This window comes from Mesorhizobium sp. P2_D1 (assembly GCF_056404455.1).
In genome coordinates this window covers 1-5,337 of record NZ_JBFUDZ010000106.1, presented here as the reverse complement: position 1 = coordinate 5,337, position 5,337 = coordinate 1, and the positions used below count along the sequence as shown (strand labels likewise).

At 64.9% G+C, this 5,337-nt stretch carries 10 protein-coding genes; 8 read left to right on the top strand and 2 right to left on the bottom strand.

The window, feature by feature from the left end; genetic code table 11:
- The 4 genes from AC1D0I_RS32045 to AC1D0I_RS32030 form a co-directional block, all read left to right on the top strand.
- Nucleotides 1-222, top strand: a 222-nt coding sequence (locus AC1D0I_RS32045) for a GNAT family N-acetyltransferase (RefSeq protein WP_477400114.1), incomplete at its 5' end; no start/stop codon positions are given.
- A gap of 8 nt (nt 223-230) precedes the next feature.
- On the top strand, nt 231-653 hold the full coding sequence (locus AC1D0I_RS32040) for a (deoxy)nucleoside triphosphate pyrophosphohydrolase (RefSeq protein ID WP_477400113.1): 423 nt from the start codon (nt 231-233) through the stop codon (nt 651-653).
- Between the two features lie 127 nt (nt 654-780).
- Nucleotides 781-1,098 carry a hypothetical protein gene (locus AC1D0I_RS32035; RefSeq protein WP_477299743.1) on the top strand — a complete coding sequence of 106 codons (318 nt, stop codon included), beginning with the start codon at nt 781-783 and terminating at the stop codon, nt 1,096-1,098.
- A 109-nt stretch (nt 1,099-1,207) separates the two neighbouring features.
- Nucleotides 1,208-1,387, top strand: a complete 180-nt coding sequence (locus AC1D0I_RS32030) for a Flp family type IVb pilin (protein WP_457150486.1) — start codon at nt 1,208-1,210, stop codon at nt 1,385-1,387.
- Nucleotides 1,388-1,414: 27 nt separating this feature from the next.
- Here the strand turns inward: AC1D0I_RS32030 and AC1D0I_RS32025 are convergent, their stop codons facing one another.
- Complete coding sequence (locus tag AC1D0I_RS32025) at nt 1,415-2,287, bottom strand: methyltransferase domain-containing protein (RefSeq protein ID WP_477400112.1); 873 nt, start codon at nt 2,285-2,287, stop codon at nt 1,415-1,417.
- Nucleotides 2,288-2,351: 64 nt separating this feature from the next.
- On the opposite strand from AC1D0I_RS32025, the gene AC1D0I_RS32020 reads away from it, so the two are divergent.
- From AC1D0I_RS32020 to AC1D0I_RS32005, 4 genes are read left to right on the top strand one after another with little or no spacing between them, the layout of a single operon-like run.
- Nucleotides 2,352-3,152 (top strand): ComF family protein, encoded by an 801-nt coding sequence (locus AC1D0I_RS32020; protein ID WP_457150484.1) that lies wholly within the window; start codon nt 2,352-2,354, stop codon nt 3,150-3,152.
- Between the two features lie 27 nt (nt 3,153-3,179).
- Nucleotides 3,180-3,449, top strand: coding sequence for a glutaredoxin 3 (grxC, locus tag AC1D0I_RS32015; protein ID WP_457150483.1), 270 nt, complete (start codon nt 3,180-3,182; stop codon nt 3,447-3,449).
- 12 nt (nt 3,450-3,461) lie between these two features.
- Nucleotides 3,462-4,328 carry a carbon-nitrogen hydrolase family protein gene (locus AC1D0I_RS32010; protein WP_477400111.1) on the top strand — a complete coding sequence of 289 codons (867 nt, stop codon included), beginning with the start codon at nt 3,462-3,464 and terminating at the stop codon, nt 4,326-4,328.
- The gene (locus tag AC1D0I_RS32005; protein ID WP_477228439.1) at nt 4,325-4,750 is read left to right on the top strand and encodes a DUF1178 family protein; all 426 of its coding nucleotides are present in this window, start codon (nt 4,325-4,327) and stop codon (nt 4,748-4,750) included. The genes AC1D0I_RS32010 and AC1D0I_RS32005 overlap by 4 nt, the downstream gene beginning before the upstream one ends.
- A gap of 4 nt (nt 4,751-4,754) precedes the next feature.
- On the opposite strand, the gene AC1D0I_RS32000 is transcribed toward AC1D0I_RS32005, so the two are convergent.
- Nucleotides 4,755-5,240 carry a MarR family winged helix-turn-helix transcriptional regulator gene (locus AC1D0I_RS32000; RefSeq protein ID WP_477228461.1) on the bottom strand — a complete coding sequence of 162 codons (486 nt, stop codon included), beginning with the start codon at nt 5,238-5,240 and terminating at the stop codon, nt 4,755-4,757.
- Nucleotides 5,241-5,337: the final 97 nt, after the last annotated feature.

Sequence of the window (5,337 nt, the reverse complement as noted above, 5' to 3'; positions counted from 1 at the left end):
CTTGCCGGCCTGTTCGAGATCGCCACCGACAAGTCGGCGCGCAACAAGGGCCACGGCCGCAACCTGATCCTGTCGGCGCTGAAATGGGCGCGGCTGCGTGGCGCTCGCGAAGCCTGGCTGCAGGTCGAGGCCGGCAATGTGCCCGCGCTGGCACTCTATCGATCGCTCGGCTTCGACGAGGTCTATCGCTACCACTATCGCCGGCCGCCTGTTCAGGAGTGAAATTGGGCATGAGTGATGTGACGATCGCCGGCAAGCGCCTGCTGCTGGTCGCCGCCTGTGCGCTGGTCGATGCCGATGGCCGGGTGCTGCTGGCACAGCGCCCCAAGGGCAAGCAACTTGCCGGCCTGTGGGAATTTCCCGGTGGCAAGGTCGAGCCCGGCGAGACGCCGGAACAATGCATCATCCGCGAACTGCACGAGGAAATCGGCATCGAGACCGACATTCCCTGCCTTGCGCCGCTCACCTTCGCCAGTCATTCCTATGACGATTTCCACCTGCTTATGCCGCTGTTCATCTGCCGCCGCTTCCGCGGTATCGCCCAACCCAGGGAGGGGCAGGCGCTGAAATGGGTGCGGCCAAAGCAGATGCGCGACTATCCGATGCCGCCGGCGGACGCGCCGCTGATCCCGTTCCTGATCGATCTCCTCTAGGGACGCCTTCCGCCTGCCGTGTCGAAGCGCTGTATCAGTCAGCGTTAATGGAAGATTTATCTCGCCGTGAAAAAGTGAAGCATGGTCGTTTCGTGGCCGTGCCGCCGATTCGCTGGGGAGCGATAGAATGAACCTGGACAGGGATTGGGACTCGATCCGGCCCGATCGCGCCTTTCGCGCCGCCGACGCGGGCATGGGCATCTTGCGCATCACGCTTCTGTTCGGTTCGGCCGCGGTGGCGCTGGCGCTGATCGCCGCGCCTTTCCTCGACAGCCAGACACGCTCGCTGTCGGCCCGCGACGATTTTGCCAGCGGGCTCGACATGACGGCCACCGGCTCGGTCAGCCATCGCGAAACCTATACGGTGCGCCGCAGTGTGCTGCAGCCGGAGCCCAGTTCGGTCTGCATCATCAGGTCCAATGGCAGAAGCAGCGGCGACTGCTGACATGGTTAAGAGATTCGACAAGGGCGGCGGTTTCACCGCCTGTTAAGCCTTTGCCGTTAACCTTTCTTAACAGATCGGCGGTAAGGTTCTGGCCAGAGGGGTTTAGGTCATGAATGCAGTGCTGCTTCGTTTTCTGAAGGACGAGACCGGCGCCACGGCTGTCGAATATGCCCTGATCATCGGTGTACTGTCGTTGACCATCATTGGCGGCATCAGCCAGGTTTTCAACGCAATCACCTGGCTGTTCAGCGACAATACCAGCAGGCTTGTCAACGCCCTCGGGCCCTGAGGTAGCCGTCCGCGCCTGCGGGCCGGTTCACTGCCCGTCGGGAGCCTCCAGTATTGTCTTCAGCGAGACCTTGGCCGACCCGGGCTTCAGCGGCTTTTGCTGCGATGCGTCGGGCGCCCAGCCGGACATCCAGACGATCGAGAAACTTGCCCTCACGCGGCCATCGGGGTCGGAAAACCGCTCGGCGTAGATTTCCGCCGCGCGGGCAAACAGCTTGCGCGAGCCCGGCCGCCGGCTGCGCTCGGTGAGCGCACTGGTTTCGCCCATGGCCCGCAGATCCGCAATCAGGCTGAACAGGCTGGCATAGCGCACCGTCACCGTCTCGACATCGGCGACCGGCAGGGCGAGACCGGCACGCTGCAGAAGCGCACCGGCATCGCGCACGTCGGTGAACGGGATGACACGCGGGCTGGCGCCGCCATAGAGCTCGGTCTCGGCCGCAAGCAGGCTTTCGCGCAACTCGAAAAGCGTCCCGGCGCCTGCAAAGGCGCCGAGGAAAAGCCCGTCCGGCCGCAGCGCGCGGCGGATCTGGATCAGCATGCCGGGGATGTCGTTCATCGCCTGCAGCGACAGAAGGGAGWCCGCCAGATCGAGGCTTTCCGGTTCGAACGGCACGGTTTCGAGTGGTGCGATCAAGCCGGCGCTCCCATTCAGGAAAGCCGGGTCCGTCTCGACGCGGACAATGTCGGCGACCTTGCCGCTCTCGGCGAGCATTTCGGCTGCCGCCGCCGTCTGGCAAAACAGCACCGCGGCCTTGCCGAACCGGCGCTCGACGGCAGCCAGTCGATCGGCAAGGTCCTCGGCCGTGCGGCGCATGAGGAAATCGGCACCGTCAACGGGATGGGCGAGCGCGCGCCGCTTGTGCGCCAGCCAAAGCGAAATATCCATTATCGGCAGCAACGGGCAAATCCTTGTTTGTCCACGCTCTGAGATTGTTCATATAGTGGCGCGCAGGACCAACCACGTGGCCGATCCGATGCCCAAGATCAAGCCCATCGAGATCAAGAGCCTGGCCCGATCGGCCCTCGGCTGGCCGGCGCGCATCCTGTTTCCGCCGGTCTGCGCCGGCTGCCGCCGGCATGTCTCGCAACCCGGCGTCCTGTGTGGCGGCTGCTGGCCGAAGTTGCGGCTGCTGGAACGGCCATGGTGTCCGGTGATGGGCACGCCGTTCACCCACCATATGGGCGAGGGCTTTCTATCCGCCGAGGCGATCGCCGATCCGCCGCCCTTCGAGCGGGCGCGGGCCGCCGTCGCCTATTCCGGCGTCGCCCGCCAGATGGTGCAAGGATTGAAATACCAGGATCGCACGGATCTCGCGCCATGGATGGCGCGCTGGATGGTGCGCGCCGGCGCCGACCTCATCGCCGAGGCGGATGTGGTGGTGCCGGTGCCGCTGCACTGGCGGCGCTTTTTCAGGCGGCGCTTCAACCAGTCGGCGGAACTGGCGAGGGCGGTCTCCGTGCTCAGCCAATTGCCCTTCGCGCCTTCGGCGGTGCGGCGCGTCAAACTCACCCGCCAGCAGGTTGGGCTGGAGAGGCAGGAGCGCGAGGAGAATGTGCGGGCCGCCTTTCGCGTGCCCGCCGAGGCGGAGATCGAGATTGCCGGCCGCAGGGTGCTTTTGATCGACGACGTCTACACCACGGGCGCCACCGTTCGGGCGGCAACCAAGGCGCTGAAAAGAGGTGGCGCCGGTGCCGTCGACGTGCTGACCTTCGCCCGTGTGTTGCCGGGGGACTTTCGGGCGGACGAGTCCGCGACTATATAAGTCGGCAACGAACTGCGGAAATTCGTCATGGCCGATGTCACCATCTACACCCGCATGATGTGCGGCTATTGCACGGCAGCCAAGCGGCTGCTCGAGCGCAAGGGCGTCGCCTTTACCGAGCACGACGCCTCCTTCTCGCCCGAACTGCGCCAGGAAATGATTTCCCGCGCTCACGGCCGCGCGACCTTTCCGCAGATTTTCATCGGCGATACGCATGTCGGCGGCTGCGATGACCTGCACGAGCTGGAAGCCGAAGGCCGGCTCGACAAAATGCTCGCCAACGGCGCAACGATTTGAGGGGATATGACGATGGGTGTTTTCAAGGCCGCTGCGATCCAGATGCGTTCAGGCGAGAGCCCCGAGCGCAACGCTGTCGATCTCGAACGGCTGGTGCGTGAAGCCGCCGGCCAAGGTGCGACCTACATCCAGACGCCGGAAATGACCGGGGCGCTGATCCGCGACAAGGAGGCGCGTGCCGCCTCCTTCACCTCGGAGGACAAGGACATCGTGGTGGCGACCGCGTGCAAACTGGCGAGCGAGCTTGGCGTCTTCCTGCATATCGGCTCGACCGCCATCCTGCGCGCCGACGGCAAGCTCGCCAATAGGGCGCTGCTGTTCGGCCCGGACGGCGCCACGCTCGCCACCTATGACAAGATCCACATGTTCGACGTCGATCTCGACAATGGCGAGAGCTGGCGCGAATCCGCCGCCTACGAGCCGGGCACCGAGGCTGTCGTGACCGAGATCGCAGGCGCGAAACTGGGATTCGCCGTTTGCTACGATCTGCGCTTTCCGCAATTGTTCCGCGCCGAGGCGCTGGCCGGCGCCGACCTGCTTTCCGTGCCCGCCGCCTTCACCCGCCAGACGGGCGAGGCGCACTGGCACGTGCTGCTCAGGGCACGCGCCATCGAGAACGGCGCCTATGTCGTTGCCGCCGCGCAAGGCGGCCTGCATGAGGACGGCCGCGAGACCTATGGCCATTCGCTGMTCGTCGACCCGTGGGGCCGCATCATCGCCGAAGCCGCGCATGACGAGCCGGCGGTGATCGTTGCCGAGATCGATCCGGCGCAGTCGGCCGCGGCGCGCAAGAAGATCCCCAATCTCAAGAATGCGCGGGATTTCGCCGTCAATGCCGGCGTGGGCGAGGCGCCGCGTCTCAGGGGTGCGGCCTCTTGATCCGGTTTGCCCTGATTTGCGAGCATGACCACGAATTCGAGGGCTGGTTTCGGAGCAACGAGGATTTCGACACCCAGAAGAAGCGCGGTTTCGTCGATTGCCCGACCTGCGGTTCGCACAAGGTGCAAAAGGCCCTGATGGCGCCGGCCGTGTCCACGGCGCGCAAGCAGGAGACGATAGCGCTCGCCATGGGCGAAGCGCAGAAGCAGGCCCTGGCGCAGCTCAAGGCGATGGCCGAGAAGGTGCGCGAGAATGCCGACTATGTCGGCGACAAGTTTGCCGAGGAAGCGCGCAAGATCCATTTCGGCGAAAGCGACGCGCGCGGCATCTATGGCGAGGCGACGCTGGACGAGGCCAAGAGCCTTGCCGAGGACGGCGTCGAGTTCATGCCGATTCCGGTGTTTCCGGACGACCGCCACTGAGCTTCTAGCTCACGCTCCCGATCAATTTCTCAAGCAGCCGTGACAGCGTTTCCCGTTCCGACGGCGTCAGGCTCGCGAGGATCTGATGCTCGTTGGCAACGTGGGCGCTGACAGCCTCGTCGATCAGCGCGAGACCCTTTTCGGTCAGCCGCACGACAATGCCGCGCCGATCGTTGGGGTGCGGCCCGCGCAGGATCAATCCGGACGTTTCGAGCCGGTCGAGCCGGTTGGTCATGGCGCCCGACGTCACCATCGTCGCTTCATAGAGAGCGGTCGGCGTCAACGCGTAGGGTGATCCCGCGCGGCGCAGCGTCGCCAGCACGTCGAACTCCCCGGACTGCAGCCCGTACCGGGCAAAGAGCGGAGCGAGGCGCTCGCGGGCGATCAGCGAGGCGGCCTCGTTCAGCCGCCCGAGCACCGCCATCGGCGAGACATCCAGATCCGGCCGCTCCCGCTTCCATTGCTCGATCGCTCTTGCTGCTCTGTCCAACTGCCTCACCATCATATATCTTGACGTTAAGAATCTTTCCATTATTTTACCTCAAGATGCAATGCCGGCCAAGGGCCGCGCACGACGGGGGCTCGAT